Genomic DNA, 14,427 nt, shown 5'->3' on the forward strand with positions numbered 1-14,427 from the left:
GCTGCGCCTTCTGTGGATAGGGCAGGCCCTCATCCGGCGCGCCGCGCCACCTTCTCCCATCCGGGAGAAGGAACAGGGCGTCGAGCCGAGTGAAGCTGTCCTCAAAACTGTCCCGACGCAATTAGCGGATCGGCGGGGCGTAGTGCAGGCCGCCCTGTTTCCAGGAGGCGTTCAACCCGCGCTCGATCTTCAAGGGGCTGTCCTTGCCGATATTGCGGTCGAAGACCTCGCCATAGGCGCCGACCTTGCGGATGATGTTCAGCGCCCAGTCGCGCGACAGCCCGAGCGATTCGCCGATCGCGCCTTCGCGGCCGAGCAGGCGCAGGATGTTGGGGTCCTTGGTCGATGCCGCGACCTGCTCGACCGTGCCCGACGTCAGCCCGAATTCCTCGGCCGCATGCATCGCATAGGCCGACCACCGGACGACGTTGTACCAGACATCGTCACCTTGCCGGACGGCGGCGCCGAGCGGTTCCTTGGAGAGCGTGTCAGGGAGCACGACGTGCTTTTGAGGTTCCGTCAGCTTCGAGCGAAAGGCGTAGAGGACCGAGCGGTCGGAGCTGAAGGCATCGCAGCGACCCGCCTGATAACCCTGCAGCGCTTCCTCCTGGCTGGCGAACGCCACGATCTCGTTCTTCAGATTATTGGTGCGGAAGAAGTCCGTCAGGTTGAGCTCGGTCGTCGAACCCTGATTGGTGCAGAGCGTCGCGCCGTTCAGTTCCTTGCCGGACTTGACCTCGCCCGAGCGGACCATGATCCCCTGGCCATCGTAATAGGTCACGGCCGCGAACAGGGTGCCGTTCGTCGTCTCACGCCCCATCGTCCAGGTCGTCGTGTTGAAGAGGATGTCGACCTCGCCGGACTGAAGCGCCGTGAAGCGGGCCGCAGCCGGGAGCGGCACGATCATGACCTTTTCGGGATCGCCGAACACCGCCGTCGCCACCGCGCGGCAAAAATCGACATCGAGGCCGCGATGGCGGCCGGTCGCATCCGCCATGGAGAAGCCTGGCGTGCCCATGGTGGAGCTGCATTTCAGGACGCCGCGCTGCCTCACGGTTTCCAGGGTACCGGCCTGCGCCAGCCCGCCGCCAAGCACCAGGGCCAGAGAACCCAGCCGCAACAACGTCTTCATGATTCCGTCCCCCAACTCAGCCGCGGCATGCATCATGCCGGTCGACCTTTTCGATCGCGGCGAAACGCTATTGCGGCTGTCGAGAGAGAGGCGCTCTAAATTGACGGTCCAGCCGCAAGTTTTTTAACTTCAGCCGGACAAAAAAGCAGAAAACGACAATACGGCCTTGGAAGCGCTCGAGCAGGCCGTGGTCGCGCTGCGAGGCCGGAAGCCGAGGTCAGGCCTCGTCCTTGCGCTCCATCCATTTGATCAGCGGCAGCAGCGGCAGCACCCAGATCAGGCCGAGCACGACATAGGCGATGGTCTGCACGAGCTTCGAGGCTTCGGTGATCCGCCCCTGCGCCAGCGCCATGGCGACGAGCGCGTAGACGCAGACGAAGACGATCATCACGACCGTGCCGATGAGCTTGCGATGGGTCTGCCTCATGGCGATCTTCGGTCCGGGCTGCGGCATTGCGGGCGTTGTTCAGGTCCTAAGGGCGGACTATCTGTCACCCGCCGCCGCGCTTGTGAAGCGCAATCAACTCCGCCGCCTGCGACCCGAGGTCCCGCCGCCGTGACGATCGCGCTCGATCAGCCTGCCGTTCCGGCCGCCACAGGCCATACCGGCATTCGCCGCTGGCTCTGGGCCGTCGCCTTCCTCGTCTTCGTCATGGTCGTGGTCGGCGGTGCGACGCGATTGACCGGCTCCGGCCTCTCGATCACCGAATGGCGGCCGGTCACCGGGGCGATCCCGCCACTCTCCGACGCCGCCTGGGCGCTCGAATTCGAGAAGTATCGCCTGAGCCCGCAATTCCAGCTCCTGAATTCGGGGATGGAGCTCGGCGATTTCAAGTTCATCTACTGGTGGGAATGGGGCCACCGCCAGCTCGGCCGTTTCATCGGTTTGCTCTATCTCGCCGGCTTCTTCGTCGTTCTGCTGCGGCGGCTGATGCCCTGGCGCGAAACGGCGCTTCTGTTCGGCATGGGCCTGCTGCTCGGCCTGCAGGGCGCGATCGGCTGGATCATGGTCGCCTCTGGGCTGGAGCCCGGCATGGTCGCCGTCGCTCCGGTGAAGCTGACGCTGCACCTGACCTTCGCCGGCCTCTTCTTCGCCAGCGTGGTCGCCTTCGCCACCTGGCTGATGCCGCTGCGCCGCATCGAGCCGATGCGGGGCAGGGCTGGCGCCTGGGTCCTGCTTGCGCTGCTCTTCGTGCAGATCGCGCTCGGCGGGCTCGTCGCCGGCTCCAAGGCCGGATTTACCTTCAACACCTGGCCGCTGATGGACGGGGCGCTGGTGCCCTCGTCCGGAACCCTCTTCGCCGGCACGCCTTTCTGGGAGAACTTCGTCGACAATGTCGCGCTGGTGCAGTTCAACCACCGCATCGGCGCCTACATCCTGTTCGCCTTCGCGCTCTGGCAGGTGCTCGCCCTGCGCCGCGCCGCGCCGGGTTCGGGCGCTGCCAAGCGCGCTACTGCCATCGCCGGGCTCGTGCTCGCGCAATCTGCGCTCGGCATCGTGACGCTGCTGCTGGTCGTGCCGCTCTGGGCCGGCCTTGCCCATCAGGCGCTCGGCTTTACCGTGCTGGCGATGGGCGTGGTGCATCTGACGCGCACCGAGCAAGGGGCGCGCCGATAGAGTGCGTCATGCTCGGGCTTGACCCGAGCATCTCAGGCCGGAAGATGTTCCGGTCGGCGCCTTCGCGTCACGAGATTCTCGGGTCTGCGCTTCGCTCCGCCCGAGAATGACGCGCCCTCTCAGGCCAGCGCCTGATCCAGATCGGCGATCAGGTCTTCGGTATCTTCGATGCCGATCGACAGGCGCACCACCTCGGGGCCGGCGCCGGACGCCGTCTTCTGTGCGTCCGAGAGCTGGCGATGCGTGGTCGAGGCCGGGTGGATCACCAGCGAACGCGTATCGCCGATATTGGCGAGGTGCGAGAACAGCTGGAGTTTCGAGACCAGCTGGATGCCGGCGTCGTAGCCGCCCTTGAGGCCGAAGGTGAAGACTGCGCCGGCGCCCTTGGGGCAATAGCGCTGGGCGAGGGCGTGGTACTTGTTGTCGGGCAGGCCGGCATAGTTCACCCATTCGACCGCCGGGTGCTTGGCAAGATGCGTCGCCACCTTGAGCGTGTTCTCGCAATGGCGCTGCATGCGCAGCGGCAGGGTCTCGATGCCGGTCAGGATCATGAAGGCGTTGAAGGGCGAGAGCGCCGGGCCCATGTCGCGCAGGCCGAGCACGCGGGTCGCGATCGCGAAGGCGAAATTGCCGAAAGTCTCGCCCAGCACCATGCCGTTATATTCCGGCCGCGGCTTGGACAGCATCGGATAGCGCTCGTCGCCGACCCAGTTGAACGAACCGCCGTCGACGATCAGGCCGCCGATCGAATTGCCATGGCCGCCCAAAAACTTGGTCGCCGAATGCACGACGATGTCGGCCCCGAACTCGAACGGGCGGATCAGGTAGGGGCTGGCCATCGTGTTGTCGACGATCAGCGGGATGTTGTGCTTCTTGGCGATCTTCGAGATGCCCTCGATATCGACGATGACGCCGCCGGGATTGGCGATGGATTCGATGAAGATCGCCTTGGTCTTCGGCGTCACCGCGGCGGCGAAGGCATCGAGATCGTCGCTATCGGCCCAGATCACGTTCCAGCCGAAGTTCTTGTAGGAATGGTTGAACTGGTTGATCGAGCCGCCATAGAGCTTCCTGGCGGCGACGAACTCGTCGCCCGGCTGCATCAGCGCATGGAAGCAGAGGAACTCGGCAGCGTGGCCCGAGGCCACGGCGAGGGCGGCTGTACCGCCTTCGAGCGCCGCGACGCGCTCTTCGAGCACCGCGTTCGTCGGGTTGCCGATGCGGGTGTAGATGTTGCCGAAAGCCTGCAGCCCGAACAGCGAGGCGGCGTGGTCGACATCGTCGAAGACGAATGAGGTCGTCTGATAGATCGGCGTGGCGCGCGCGCCGGTGGCTGCGTCGGGGGCCGCGCCGGCATGGACGGCGAGCGTATGGAAACCCGGTGCGCGGTCGGTCATGGCGTGCTCCCTGACAATTCTGATCGTGAAACGGTCTCGTTCGATTTAACGAACGCTCCGCGAGGCGTCAATTCGGCGGCGCGGCGCCAACTCAGGCCCGACATGCTCCGGCCGTACGCCCATGCCGACCATGCGCGCCGGCAGTCGTCGCAGCAGCGGGAAACGTTGCAACAGCCTGAGCGGCCAGGGCGGGCTGATCGGCTTGTCCGCCGCCAGTAACGGCGTGATCACCCGGTTCTGGATCGCGATCTGGGCGGCCTGCGTCAGCTCGGCAGGCCATTCGCGTCGCTTCTGAACGGCGGCCAGGTCGGCATCCGTCAGCGTTCCCTCGCGTAGCGGTTTGGCCAGCAGGTTGGCGGTGGCGACCGCGTCCTGGATCGCCAAGTTGATGCCGACTCCGCCGATCGGCGACATGGCGTGCGCGGCGTCGCCGATGCAGATGAGGCCGGGCCGCCACCAGCGCTCCAACCGGTCGACCGCGACCGAGAGCAGCTTGATGTCGTCCCATGAGGCGAGTTCGCTGGTACGATCGGCCAGCTGCGGTGCGAGCGTGAGGAGCCCGGCCTTGAAAGCATCGAGCCCGGCGGCCTGCAGGCGCTCCAGCGAGCCCTTCGGGATGATGAAGGCGCACTGCCAATAATCACCGCGATTGAGCCGGATGAAGAAGCGCCCGGCTGCGACCTGCCCATAGGCCTGCGCCGGCTCATCCGGCCGGCGGCTAAAGCGAAACCAGAGCACGTCCATGGGGGCGCCCAGTTCGGTGACTGTGAAGCCCGCTGCGGCGCGAACATCGGAACGCCGCCCATCCGCCGCGACGACGAGATCGGCGCGGATATCCAGCGGGCCGTCGGGGCCATCCGCCTGCAGGCCCGCGACGCGTCCGTTTTCCTGGACGAGTCCGGTCGCCTTCGTCTGCATCAGCAGCCGGAAACTAGGCCACACCCGGCCGTGATCGGCGAGGAAGTCGAGAAAATCCCATTGCGGCATGAAGGCGATGAAGGGCGCCTTCACCGGCAAATGGCTGAAATCGGCGACGGTGATGTCTTCGCTGCCGAAGCGCGCGACGAGGTCGTCCTCCCTGACATGCGGCAGTTTCAGGAACTCTTCGAGCAGGCCGAGCTCGTGCATCACCTCCATGGTCGAGGGGTGGATGGTGTCTCCGCGGAAGTCGCGCAGGAAATCGGCGTGCTTCTCCAGCACGATCACGTCGACGCCGGCGCGTGCCAGCAGGAAGCCGAGCATCATCCCGGCCGGGCCGCCGCCGGCGATGCAGCAGGTCGTGCTCTCCTGGCGCATCATCTTGCCTCGCCTACTCGGTCAGCTTGATCCCGGTCTTCGCCACCAGCTCGGTCAGGATCGCGCGGTCGCGGGCCATGAAGGCGCCGGTCTCCTGCGGGCTCCATGCGACAGGCTCGATCACCAGCTCGCGATAGCGGACGACGAGCTCGGCATCGGTCATGGCCACGTTGATCGCGGTGTTGAGGACGCGCAGGGTATCGGGCGCGATGCCGGACGGAGCGACGAGCGAGGCCCAGCCGGGATAGACCACGTCGACGCCTTGCTCCTTCAGCGTCGGCAGGTCGGGGAGCTGCGGCTGGCGTGCATCGGTGGTGATGGCGAGCGCCTTCAGCTTGCCGCCCTGGATGTTGCCGAGGCTGGCGGCGAGGCTGTCGATCATCACCTGGACCTGGCCCGACATCAGGTCGGCGGCGGCGAGCCCGGCGCCGCGATAGGGCACATGCGCCAGCCTGATCCCGGCCGCCTGCATGATCATCTCGAAGACGAGGTGGTTGGTGCCGCCGGTCCCGGCCGAGGCGAAGTTGAGCTGGCCGGGCCGCTGCTTCGCGTAAGCAAGGAATTCTGCCAGCGAACTGACCGGCAAGGTCGGCGAGGCGTTCAGCACCAGCGGGAACAGGCCGAGCATGCCGACAGGGGCAAAATCGGCCTCGACATCATAGGGCAGCTTCTGGCCGAGCGCCGGGGCGGCGGCGAAGCTTGCAGCGGTCGCGACCAGGAGCGTGTGACCATCGGCCGGAGCCTTCACCACCGCCTGTCCGGCGACGATGCCGTTGGCGCCCGGCCGGTTGTCGATGATCACCGACTGGCCGAGCTGCCGCGCCAGGGTCTCGCCGAGCCGGCGCGCCGCAATGTCGGTGCCACCCGCCGGCGCGAACGGCACGATGAGCTGGATCGGGCGCTCGGGGAAGGCGGCGCGGGCGCTGCCGACGCCGAGCGCGCTGGCGAGCCCGGCGAGAAGGACGGTGCGGCGGTCGAGAGGGGGCATCGGCCTTCTCCGGCGACAAGCGGGAGCGGCGAGATTAGCGATCGTTTGCCCGCGGGGAAGGGCCCTCTCGCGGCCTCAGGTCCCCGGCCGGTTGATCGTCAGCTTCTGGAAGCCCTTGCCGGAGAGTACCGGCTTCTTCGCCGACAGGATGCGCGAATTGATGCCCTGCCAGCCGATCTCGCCGGAGAGCCGGCCATATTCGATCTTCGGGCAGCGGTTCATGATCACGGTGACGCCCTTGGCCTCGGCCTTCGCCGCGGCCTCGTCATTGCGCACCGAAAGCTGCATCCAGATCACCTTGGGCAGCGGCTGGAGGTTCAGCGCTTCATCGGTGATCGGCCCGGCTGCTTCCGAGTTGCGGAAGATTTCGACCATGTCGATCGTGCCGGGGATGTCCTTCAGCGATCCGTAGACTGTCTTGCCCAGCAGCGTCTGCCCGGCGAGCCCGGGATTGACCGGGATCACGTCATAGTCGCGATCGAGCAGGTATTTGGTGACGATCCAGCTCGGGCGCGCCTCGTTGGCGGAGGCGCCGACCAGAGCGATCGTCTTCACCTCGCGCAGGATGCGGCGAATGAGCGCATCGTCGTAAGCGTCGTGATTCACGAGACCAAAACCCCAGAGAATTGAACCGTTTGCCCGGCATTCCTGAATCAACGACGCAGGCACGCCGACGGCAGGACCATGGCACTGTCAGGCGCCTTCCCCATCTTGAGGAGGGAAGAGCAAATCCCGCTCTTCTTCAGTGAGGAGGGCCTGCCATGTGCGACTACAGTCTGCACCATGTGATGTCGACTCCTGCCAAAGTCGGCGACGTCCTCAAGAGCATCAGCTTCATCGGATCGAGCACCAGGGGCTTCTGCGCCGCTGGCGAGCCGAGTGTCGCGGTTTGTGTCTTGCCGGGCACGGAGCTGGCCTTTGCGTCCGAGATCGAATGCGACAGGGCGATCGGCTTCCTGCCGCACCGCCGCCTCGGGGCGACGCTGGCGCGCTTCCGCCAGGTCGATCTCGACAAGCCCTATGCCCATCACGACGCGATCGAATTGCCCAACGGGCAGATCGTGCTGCTGACCAACCTGTCGGAAGGCCAGACCGCGACGGTGCTGCAATTGCCGGCGGACGAGCAGGCGCAGCGGGCCACGCCGACCGAGGCGGAACCGGCGCGGGCGCAAGACGAGCCGGTCTATATCTTCGGCATCTGACCGGGCGATCATAGGCGCACAGGCGTCCATTCTGGGCGGCGGGCTCGGCTTCGGGCGAGCCCGCCCGTTCAGCTGTGACGCCACTTCGGCTGGCGCTTCTCCATGAAGGCGCCGATGCCTTCTTCCGCATCGCGCGCCAGCATGTTCTCGACCATCACCGCCGAGGCATGGTCATAGGCCGCCTTCAGCCCCATCTCGCGCTGCTCGTAGAAGGCGCGCTTGCCGACCTTGACGGTCGCGGCCGATTTCGAGGCGATGACCGCGGCGAGCCGCTTCGCCTCGGTCGACGCCTCGCCCGCCGGCACGACGCGATTGACCAGACCCATGCGCGCGGCCTCCTGCGCCGGCACCATCTCGCCGAGCAGCAGCATCTCCATCGCATGCTTGGCGGAGAGATTGCGCGAGAGCGCGACCATGGGCGTCGAGCAGAACAGGCCGATATGGACGCCCGGCGTGCAGAAGCGCGCAGCTTCGCCGGCGACGGCGAGGTCACACGATGCGACGAGCTGGCAGCCGGCGGCGGTCGCCGTGCCCTCGACAGCCGCGATCATCGGCTGGGGCAGGGCGGTGATCTGCTGCATCACGCCGGAGCAACGCCCGAGGATATCGGCGAAATAGGCGCGGCCGCGATCGGGATCGGCCCGGCGCGCACTCATCTCCTTGAGGTCGTGCCCCGCCGAGAAGACCGGGCCGGCGGCCGCCAGCACCACGGCGCGAACGCTGTGGTCTGCCGCGATTTCGGCCAGCGTCTCCGACAGGGCGGCGAGCATCGCCTCGCTCAGCGGATTGCGCGCTTCGGGCCGGTTCAGGGTCAGCGTCGCGATGCCGTCGGCATCTTCGCGCAGCAGGATCTGCGCTCTGGCATGGGCGTTCATGGCGAAAGCCTTTCGCTGTTTGCCCTATTGTCGGGAGGCGGGGGGCGTGCTGCAAGGGGCGTAACGTCCGATCAGACCCCGGTTTTCCGCACGATGACGACCCGCATGAGCGCCGCCGAGATCGAGGCCTATCTCGATCAGGTCTTCCCGCAGCTGCACTATGGCGGCCGGACCTATTTCGTCGAGGAGGTCGGTCCGCTCTCGGCGCGCATGCGCTGCGACTATCATGAGAAGCATCTGCGGCCGGGCGGCACCATCTCCGGCCCGACCATGATGGCGCTGGCCGATCTCGCGCTCTATGTCGCGATCCTCGCGCAGATCGGCCCGGTCGCGCTCGCGGTGACCACCAGCCTCAACTACAATTTCCTGCGCAAGCCGGGGCAGGCGGCGCTGATCGGCGAGGCGAAGCTGCTCAAGCTCGGCAAGCGCCTCGCCGTCGGCGAGGTCTGCCTCTATTCGCAAGGTGAGACCGAGCTGGTCTGCCACGCGACGGGGACCTATTCGATCCCGGCTGAGAGATAATCGCGGTATTCTGATACCGTTTCGTGCATTGCTCTGAAAACAATGGATTTTTCGCCAGAGACGGCTTTTATCTTTGCTTGACATCGATAGGGTAGCCGCCTATCCAGCGCTCACACCGCCGCCGGCTCGCCGGCGGCTTGTCCTTTTTTCAAGCAGCCGAAGGGTGCCGCGATGAAGACCATCTCGCTCAAGCCCGCCGATGTCGAGAAGAAGTGGGTTGTGATCGACGCCTCCGGGCTCGTCGTCGGCCGTCTCGCCTCCCTGGTGGCGATGCGTCTGCGCGGCAAGCACAAGGCCGCTTACACCCCGCATGTCGACTGCGGCGACAACATCATCGTCATCAACGCCGACAAGGTGGTGCTGACCGGTCGCAAGCGCGACCAGAAGATCTACTACCATCACACCGGCTATGCCGGCGGCATCAAGGAGCGCTCCGCCAAGTTCATTCTCGAAGGTCGCTTCCCTGAGCGCATCGTCGAGAAGGCCATCGAGCGCATGCTGCCGCGCGGCCCGCTCTTCCGCCAGATCCTCGGCAATCTGCGCGTCTACAAGGGCTCTGAGCATCCGCATGCCGCCCAGTCGCCCGAGGCGCTCGACGTCGCGGCGCTCAACCGCAAGAATGCGAGGGTCTGACGATGGCCGAGGTTCTCCAGTCTCTCGAGCAGCTCGGCCAGGTCGCCAAGGGCACCCAGCCCGAGGCTCCTGTCCACGTCAAGAAGGTCGACGCGCAGGGCCGCGCCTATGCCACCGGCAAGCGCAAGAACGCCATCGCCCGCGTCTGGATCAAGCCGGGTTCCGGCAAGGTCACGATCAACACCCGTGACCAGGAAGTCTACTTCGCCCGTCCGGTGCTGCGCCTGATCCTGCAGCAGCCGCTGATGCTGGTCGATCGCATGACCCAGTACGATGTGATCGTCACGGTCAAGGGCGGCGGCCTCTCCGGCCAGGCCGGCGCGGTCCGCCACGGCATCTCCAAGGCTCTGACCTTCTACGAGCCCGAGCTGCGTGGCCCGCTCAAGAAGGAAGGCTTCCTGACCCGCGACTCGCGTGTCGTCGAGCGTAAGAAGTTCGGCAAGGCCAAGGCCCGCCGCAGCTTCCAGTTCTCGAAGCGCTGATTTCTGTATCGGCCCCTGCCGATATCGATCCGAAGGGCGGCTCTCACGAGCCGCCCTTTTTCGTTCAGGAGTGGGCTTCCAGCCAGGCGACGACCTCGGCCCGCCGCGGATGCGGCTTGCCGGCCGGCGGGAACAGCATGGTCAGCCGGTCGCCGCTCGGAAGTTCGTCGATGAAAGGTGTAACCAGCCGCCCGTCCGCCAGATATGGCGCGACAAGGCTCCGGCGGCCGAGCAGGACACCGGCGCCGCCGAGCGCCGCATCGAGCGCCAGCGCATAGAGCGAATAGGACGGGCCGCGGCCGGCATCGATCCCATGGGTGGAGACGTGGCGCAGCCAGCGCGCCCAGTCGCTGCGCCAGACGGCGTCGTGCAGCAAGGTCTGCCCGGCGAGATCGGCGGGAGTCCGCAGTGCGCGAGCGAGCGCCGGGGCGCAGACCGGAAGCAGGCTGTCTTCGCCGAGCGCAAGCGCGTCGGCCGGGGGCTTGGCGAGATAGAACAGCGCGAGGTCGAAACTGTCGTGCCGGCCAGCGGGCGGCTCCTCCATCGCGCTGATCGAGATGGCAAGGTCGGGAAACGCCCGTTGCAGCGCCGGCAGGCGGGGCGACAGCCAGAGCTGGGCGATGCAGGGCAGGGCGGTGATGACGAGCGCCCGGCCGGCGTGGCTCGCCTTGAGGTCGTGCACGGTCAGGGCGAGCGCATCGAAGGCGGCGCTGAGACGCGGCCTTGCCTCCTGCGCGGCCTCCGTCAACGCCACGCCCTGCGGCAGCCGTCGGAACAGCGTCAGCCCGAGAAAAGCTTCGAGATGCCGAACCTGCTGGGCGATGGCGCCTTGCGTTACCCCGATCTCCTCGGCCGCCCGCGAGAAGCTGCCGAGCCGCGCCGCCGCTTCGAAGGCGCGCAGCGCATTGAGCGGCGGCAAAGGCGGGCGGGGTGGTCTGACGGGCATGCTCGACACCAGCGGGCAGGCCTAGATTTTCTAGGCCTTCCGGCGACGATAACTGGTTTGCATCCGCGCCGGCAAATCGCTGCAATGGCTGCACGAAACAACACTCTGCGGGGGATGCGATGACGGTGAAACTGGCGCGGCGCGATTGGGTGCCGGCGGCGAGCGAGGATTATGTGCTGAGGATTGCCGGAGAGATCGCCGGCCAGGACCGTGCGGCGCGTGAGACCAGGCTCGCCGATCTCGTCGCCGAGAACCGCACCATCCATGAGCGCGACTGCGTCAATCTCAACCCGGCGACCAATGTGATGAACCCACGCGCCGAGGCGGTGCTCGGGCAGGGGCTCGGGAGCCGGCCCTCGCTCGGCTATCCCGGCGACAAATACGAGATGGGCCTCGAGGCGATCGAGCAGATCGAGGTGATGGCGGCCGAGCTCGCGGCGCAGGTCTTCGGCGCTTCCTATGCCGAAATCCGCGTGCCCTCCGGCGCGATCGCCAATCTCTATGTCTTCATGGCGGCGGCGAAGCCCGGCGATGTCGTGATCGCGCCGCCGCCCGCGATCGGCGGCCACGTCACCCATCACGGCGCCGGCGCCGCCGGGCTTTATGGCGTCGTCAGCCATCCCGCGCCGGTCGATGCCGCCGGGTACACGGTCGATGTCGCGCGCCTACGCGAGGATGCGCTGCGGCTGCGACCGAAGGTGATCAGCATCGGCGGCAGCCTCAACCTGTTCCCGCATCCGATCCGCGAGATCCGCGCCATCGCCGACGAGGTCGGGGCGATCGTGCTGTTCGACGCCGCCCACCTTTCCGGCATGATCGCAGGTGGTGGCTGGCAGCAGCCGCTGGAGGAGGGCGCTCACGTCATGACGATGAGCACCTATAAGAGCCTGGGCGGCCCGCCTTCAGGTTTGATCGTCACCAACGATGCCGGCCTCGCCGAAAAGCTCGACGCCATCGCCTATCCCGGCCTCACCGCCAATTTCGACGCGGCCAAGTCGGCGGCGCTGGCGATCACCATGATGGACTGGCAGGAATTCGGTTCCGACTACGCGGCGATGATGGCGGCGACGGCAAAGACGCTGGCCGAGGCCCTGGCGGAGCGGCAGGTGCCGGTCTTCGCCCGCGATCGCGGCATGACGACCTCGCACCAGTTCGCGATCGAGGCGGCGCCCTATGGCGGCGGCCAGGCCGCGGCGAAGCGGCTGCGCGCCGTCAACATCCTGAGCTGCGGCATCGGCCTGCCGATCGCGGAGGTCGCCGGCGACGTCAACGGCCTCAGGCTCGGCACGCCCGAGATCGTCCGCTTTGGCATGAAGCCCAAGCACATGCCGGAACTCGCCGGCTATATCGCCGACGGGCTGTCGGGCGCGCGTCCTGACGAGGCGATCGCCCGCGACGTCACCGCCTTCCGGCGGAGGTTCGGCAGGCTGCACTATGTGAGGTGACGGGCGCGGCGCGTCATTCTCGGGCGGAGCGAAGCGCAGGCCCGAGAATCTCATGACCAGGAGGCGCTGACAGAAGCCTCCTCCGGCCTGAGATGCTCGGGGCAAGCCCGAGCATGACGCTCTTCAATGGCCGTAACGCTCCAGCATCTCCTCCTTCAGCGCGTCTTCCGAGATCACCTGCGCGGCGCCGATCCAGGCTGCTTCGATCTCTCCCGCCGCGTTGCGGACGAGTCGCGCCGGCTCGCCGGGGCTGGCGAAGGCCGAGGCCTTCACGATGCGGCCCCGGTCCTCGCCCTCGAGCGCGATCTCGCCGGCGTCGAGGAACGGGTTGAACAGCGCCGGATTGGCCATCAGCACCTTGCCGTCGACCGGGACGAGGTCGCCGGCGCCCCAGATCGTCCAGAGCCGCTTGCGCCAACGCTGCGTCGCCGGCGTTGGTGCGCCGTGCTCGGCGAAGGCGCGGAAGATCTGGATCACGCCGTCGAGCCAGGGATGGGCGAGGCCGTCTATGGCATTGGTCAGCACCGAGACGGTGAGGCCCTGCTCCGGCACGGTGGCAGTGCGGGTGATGAAGCCCTGGAAGCCGCCGGAATGGCCGACCCAGTCCCAGCCATCGCCACCGCCGGAGATGGTGCCGAGGCCGTAATGGCGGCCGAGGCTGCTCTCGGCGTCGGGCCAGAGCCGGCGCGTCATCTCGCGGCGGCTCAGCGGCGACAGGACGCTGGCTTCAGCCTTGGGCGAGAGCTGGGCGATATAGCGGGCGATGTCGGCCGCGGTGGCGACGAATCCGGCGGCCGAGACCATGGCATTGCCGGGATTGTCGGCTGGTATCACCACGCGCCGGCCGAGCGGCAGCGTGCCGCTATGGCCCTTCGCCATCGGCCCCTTCCAGAGCGTGATGTCGGGCCGGGTCTCCTTCAGCCCGGCGGGCGCGACGATCTCGCGGGCGATCCAGTCGGCATAGGGCTCGCCCGTCACCGCCTCGATGACGAGGCCGAGCAGGCCGAAGCCGTGATTGGAGTATTTGAGGCGCTGCGAAGCCGGGAAGACTGGGGGCCTGGCGAGATCGGCGAGCAGCTCGTCCTTGCGCAGATAGGGCCTGCGGTCGAAGAACTGGCCGCAATCGACGCCGTCGCGAGCGAGGCCGGCGCTGTTGGAGAGAAGCTGGGTCAGCGTGACCGCGGCGACCGCGGGATGCAGGCCGTCGATATGGGCGCCGGCCCGGTCGTCGAGCCGCAGGCGCCCTTGTTCGACAAGGCGCAGGATGCCGGCGGCGGTGAAGCTCTTCGAATGCGAGGCGATGCGGAAGCCATGGCGCGGCGTCAGCGCCTCGCCGGTCGCAAGGTCGGCGCTGCCGAAGGCGGCCTCCAGCACGATCTCGCCCTCGCGGGCGATCGCGACCGCGCAGCCGGGCTGGTCATGGAGACGGCGCTGGAATTCGAGCCAGCTTGCGACATAGTCGAGCGCGGCGGGCAGCCAGGGCTTCATCGGGGAATCCATCGTCGAGCGGGGCAGGAGGTAGAGCATCGCATGGGCGATGGCGCTGCGTCAGCGCCGCAAAGCACGGGAGCCATGCATTGCCCACCGAAACGCCTTCGTCCTTGCCCTCGACGCTTACGCGTGGCATCCGTCCGCGCCACACATAAGGATCGTCACCGTGGACAAGACCGAACTCGCCAAGCTCGAAGCCTATCTCCGCCGCACCTTCGCCAACCACAACATCAGCGTGCGCGCGCGGCTGAAGAAGACCGATTCGGCCGAGGTCTATCTCGCCGACGAATTCATCGGCATCATCCATGTCGACGACGAGGACGGCGACCGCTCGTTCAACTTCACCATGGCGATCCTCGACGTCGATCTCGAGGACTGAGGCGCACGCTCCGGGTATTTT

At 67.0% G+C, this 14,427-nt stretch carries 16 protein-coding genes; 7 read left to right on the plus strand and 9 right to left on the minus strand.

Translation table 11 applies throughout. The features are described 5' to 3' along the window. Positions 1-121: 121 nt before the first annotated feature. Complete coding sequence (locus tag ASE66_RS23855; RefSeq protein WP_082613797.1) at positions 122-1,132, minus strand: amino acid ABC transporter substrate-binding protein; 1,011 nt, start codon at positions 1,130-1,132, stop codon at positions 122-124. Positions 1,133-1,349: 217 nt separating this feature from the next. Continuing rightward, positions 1,350-1,559 (minus strand): DUF2842 domain-containing protein, encoded by a 210-nt coding sequence (locus ASE66_RS23860; RefSeq protein ID WP_057193323.1) that lies wholly within the window; start codon positions 1,557-1,559, stop codon positions 1,350-1,352. A gap of 129 nt (positions 1,560-1,688) precedes the next feature. On the opposite strand from ASE66_RS23860, the gene ASE66_RS23865 reads away from it, so the two are divergent. Next, entirely contained in the window at positions 1,689-2,750 is a 1,062-nt protein-coding gene (locus ASE66_RS23865; RefSeq protein WP_057192251.1) for a COX15/CtaA family protein, read from the plus strand. 119 nt (positions 2,751-2,869) lie between these two features. Here the strand turns inward: ASE66_RS23865 and ASE66_RS23870 are convergent, their stop codons facing one another. The 4 genes from ASE66_RS23870 to ASE66_RS23885 all read right to left on the minus strand — a co-directional run bounded on the left by ASE66_RS23870 (position 2,870) and on the right by ASE66_RS23885 (position 7,037). After that, complete coding sequence (locus ASE66_RS23870; protein WP_057192252.1) at positions 2,870-4,147, minus strand: O-acetylhomoserine aminocarboxypropyltransferase; 1,278 nt, start codon at positions 4,145-4,147, stop codon at positions 2,870-2,872. Between the two features lie 45 nt (positions 4,148-4,192). Beyond that, positions 4,193-5,446 carry an FAD-dependent oxidoreductase gene (locus ASE66_RS23875; RefSeq protein ID WP_057192253.1) on the minus strand — a complete coding sequence of 418 codons (1,254 nt, stop codon included), beginning with the start codon at positions 5,444-5,446 and terminating at the stop codon, positions 4,193-4,195. A 10-nt stretch (positions 5,447-5,456) separates the two neighbouring features. Beyond that, on the minus strand, positions 5,457-6,431 hold the full coding sequence (locus ASE66_RS23880; RefSeq protein ID WP_057192254.1) for a Bug family tripartite tricarboxylate transporter substrate binding protein: 975 nt from the start codon (positions 6,429-6,431) through the stop codon (positions 5,457-5,459). A gap of 75 nt (positions 6,432-6,506) precedes the next feature. Next, a complete protein-coding gene (locus tag ASE66_RS23885; RefSeq protein ID WP_156412305.1) occupies positions 6,507-7,037 on the minus strand; it encodes a CoA-binding protein in 531 nt (176 codons plus the stop codon). Between the two features lie 155 nt (positions 7,038-7,192). Between ASE66_RS23885 and ASE66_RS23890 the strand changes: the two genes are divergently transcribed. Then, positions 7,193-7,633, plus strand: coding sequence for a hypothetical protein (locus ASE66_RS23890; RefSeq protein ID WP_057192256.1), 441 nt, complete (start codon positions 7,193-7,195; stop codon positions 7,631-7,633). Positions 7,634-7,701: 68 nt separating this feature from the next. Here ASE66_RS23890 and ASE66_RS23895 read toward each other — a convergent pair whose 3' ends face one another. Next, complete coding sequence (locus ASE66_RS23895) at positions 7,702-8,508, minus strand: enoyl-CoA hydratase (RefSeq protein ID WP_057192257.1); 807 nt, start codon at positions 8,506-8,508, stop codon at positions 7,702-7,704. A 105-nt stretch (positions 8,509-8,613) separates the two neighbouring features. Here ASE66_RS23895 and ASE66_RS23900 point away from each other — a divergent pair, with 105 nt between their 5' ends. The 3 genes from ASE66_RS23900 (at position 8,614) to rpsI (ending at position 10,145) form a co-directional block, all read left to right on the plus strand. Beyond that, positions 8,614-9,030, plus strand: coding sequence for a PaaI family thioesterase (locus ASE66_RS23900; protein ID WP_156412306.1), 417 nt, complete (start codon positions 8,614-8,616; stop codon positions 9,028-9,030). Positions 9,031-9,201: 171 nt separating this feature from the next. After that, the gene (gene rplM / locus ASE66_RS23905; RefSeq protein ID WP_057192259.1) at positions 9,202-9,663 is read left to right on the plus strand and encodes a 50S ribosomal protein L13; all 462 of its coding nucleotides are present in this window, start codon (positions 9,202-9,204) and stop codon (positions 9,661-9,663) included. 2 nt (positions 9,664-9,665) lie between these two features. After that, complete coding sequence (gene rpsI / locus ASE66_RS23910; protein WP_057192260.1) at positions 9,666-10,145, plus strand: 30S ribosomal protein S9; 480 nt, start codon at positions 9,666-9,668, stop codon at positions 10,143-10,145. Between the two features lie 64 nt (positions 10,146-10,209). Here rpsI and ASE66_RS23915 read toward each other — a convergent pair whose 3' ends face one another. Beyond that, positions 10,210-11,091 carry a LysR substrate-binding domain-containing protein gene (locus ASE66_RS23915; protein WP_057192261.1) on the minus strand — a complete coding sequence of 294 codons (882 nt, stop codon included), beginning with the start codon at positions 11,089-11,091 and terminating at the stop codon, positions 10,210-10,212. Between the two features lie 119 nt (positions 11,092-11,210). Between ASE66_RS23915 and glyA the strand changes: the two genes are divergently transcribed. Next, positions 11,211-12,536, plus strand: coding sequence for a serine hydroxymethyltransferase (gene glyA, locus ASE66_RS23920; RefSeq protein ID WP_057192262.1), 1,326 nt, complete (start codon positions 11,211-11,213; stop codon positions 12,534-12,536). A gap of 123 nt (positions 12,537-12,659) precedes the next feature. On the opposite strand, the gene ASE66_RS23925 is transcribed toward glyA, so the two are convergent. Then, on the minus strand, positions 12,660-14,024 hold the full coding sequence (locus tag ASE66_RS23925; protein WP_057193325.1) for a serine hydrolase domain-containing protein: 1,365 nt from the start codon (positions 14,022-14,024) through the stop codon (positions 12,660-12,662). A gap of 169 nt (positions 14,025-14,193) precedes the next feature. Here ASE66_RS23925 and ASE66_RS33395 point away from each other — a divergent pair, with 169 nt between their 5' ends. Continuing rightward, the gene (locus tag ASE66_RS33395) at positions 14,194-14,406 is read left to right on the plus strand and encodes a DUF3126 family protein (RefSeq protein ID WP_057192263.1); all 213 of its coding nucleotides are present in this window, start codon (positions 14,194-14,196) and stop codon (positions 14,404-14,406) included. Positions 14,407-14,427 lie beyond the last annotated feature (21 nt).

The organism is Allobosea sp. Root483D1, from assembly GCF_001429505.1.
Lineage (GTDB): Bacteria > Pseudomonadota > Alphaproteobacteria > Rhizobiales > Beijerinckiaceae > Allobosea.